We start from the raw sequence: 1,946 nt of genomic DNA, 5'->3' as shown, positions 1-1,946 counted from the left end.
CCTACTTCTACCTACCCTATAAACTCTCGAAAGTGGGGGGAGAGTGAAAAACTACTTAAACCTGGCACAATTTTATTTATTGATGAACCAGAAACTAACCTACATCCTCATACTATCACGGCTTTGTGTAATATGCTGTTTTCTCTTAGCCAACTTGATGTACAAATTTATATAGCTACTCATAGTTACTTTGTACTTAAACAGTTTGAAATTCTGGCTAGAAGACATCAAGAAAGTATTCAGTTATGCTGTCTCGAAAAAGGAGAAGATATCAATATTAAGTTTCATGATTTAAAAGCAGGAATACCAGATAATCCCATTATAGATGCTTCCATAAATTTATATGAAGAAGATGTCAGGCTCGATTTGGAATCATAAAATATGTCAGAGTTTTTGTACAGTTAATTGTGACATTTGTAAAACACGGTCATTCCAATTACCAAGTTCTTGATTTACCTGATTTTTAGCTTCTTTGTCGTTCCAGATTTGCTCCCATTTAAACAACCAACGGGTCAAGAACCGTCCTAAATTCGCTAATTCAAAAGCATAATCAAATTCTACATCTGGGGCTATCCATTCAAGAAAATACATTGTCTCTCTAATCAAATTTTTGACGACATCATTATTATTACCGTCTTGTAATAAACCCTGAATTTGTTTTAAGCGGTTGGTTAAATTGTTTAACCTGATAGAAACATCATCTTTGATAAAGGTTTCTTGTTTATAAGTTAAGTTAATAATGCTAAAAACTCCATAATAATTGCAGCAACTTGTTCTCTAATTTTAGCGTCCAGAATATTCCTATGTCTGGCTGAACGCGATTCCTACGAAGCGCTGAGTGCAAGGCACTCCCGTCAGGGATACGCTATCGCCTCCGTTCCCAAACGTTTTAATACCTGTAATACACTATAAAGCTCATTATCAGGATTTACCAAAGAAAACAGCCGTGAATTAGCATATTCATGTTCCAATACCTTTAAAAATAAAAACTCATTACCATTGGTAATCATGCCAAAGGTTGGTAGCACAGTTTCCTCATTACCCAACATATAAGCCAAAGCTTGAGGAATTGCGCGTGTCACCGCAAAATCACTCCGTTTTGATTCAATTACCAACAACCAAAGCCGATTTTTTAACACCAAAACATCAATCCGCCCCCGAATAATCGTTCCTTCATCCTCCATTTCTAAAGCCACACCCGTTTCTGTTTCAATCCTAAACGGTTTATGATAAAAACCAGCTAAATCTAACAAGGGCGCAAGTACCACCATCTTTACCGTATTTTCTAGCATTGGCGGATCATCCATCAATTCTAAAAAATTAGCCTTCACCCGATCTAATAAATGTTGCTCTTCTTTGTTCAAAGCCTCAAGCCCATCCAACCACTCAGGAAAAAAAGTAGCATCTTGAACGATTTGAATGCCAAAATTTTGCTTTAATTCCCGTAGCGTCACATCCTTGGCCGCAATAGACTGAACCATTTTGATATTTCTCCTGACGAAATTTTAGGCTCAACTGTACAGAAAAAGCTATTAAGCCTGAAACCTTTGCTCCCGTATTTCTCACGAATAATGTAATCGTAATTTGTATAACCCGGATAGAGAATCGGTTTCAGGCATTTTTTACGGGGTTGATTTTTGATGCAGTGTGAAACTCCAGAATCCAGATTTTATAAGGGTTTGAGAATTTTGCTGAGAAATCCGGTTACTCTAACTAAATTTTAGCTTTAAAGTAGGATCGCCGCACCTCAATAACCTACAAAACTAATTAGTAAACCATAGTATAAATCAAATCAACTGTTTTCAGTTAAGATTATTGATAGGGTAAATTGGGAAGTTTGATATGACAGTAAATCAAAAGTTTAGTAAACTTACTAAAGATTTCCCCCCTTAGAGGGTGTTTGAAAAGTCGGTGAGTGAGTAAAAAAGCTCTCCCAGTGTAAGCTG

General features: G+C 36.3%; 3 protein-coding genes. 1 reads left to right on the top strand and 2 read right to left on the bottom strand.

Features of this window, described 5'->3' with window-relative positions; translation table 11 throughout:
* Positions 1–378 (top strand): ATP/GTP-binding protein (locus FJR05_RS23770; RefSeq protein WP_168646394.1); only part of this gene is annotated, 378 nt, incomplete at its 5' end.
* A 6-nt stretch (positions 379–384) separates the two neighbouring features.
* On the opposite strand, the gene FJR05_RS27475 is transcribed toward FJR05_RS23770, so the two are convergent.
* Positions 385–591 (bottom strand): hypothetical protein, encoded by a 207-nt coding sequence (locus FJR05_RS27475; RefSeq protein ID WP_254447058.1) that lies wholly within the window; start codon positions 589–591, stop codon positions 385–387.
* A 263-nt stretch (positions 592–854) separates the two neighbouring features.
* The gene (locus FJR05_RS23760) at positions 855–1,481 is read right to left on the bottom strand and encodes a type I restriction enzyme HsdR N-terminal domain-containing protein (RefSeq protein WP_168646393.1); all 627 of its coding nucleotides are present in this window, start codon (positions 1,479–1,481) and stop codon (positions 855–857) included.
* Positions 1,482–1,946 lie beyond the last annotated feature (465 nt).

The organism is Dolichospermum sp. UHCC 0259 (assembly GCF_009711935.1).
Classification (GTDB): Bacteria; Cyanobacteriota; Cyanobacteriia; order Cyanobacteriales; family Nostocaceae; genus Dolichospermum.
This window is presented reverse-complemented; position numbering and strand designations above follow the sequence as displayed.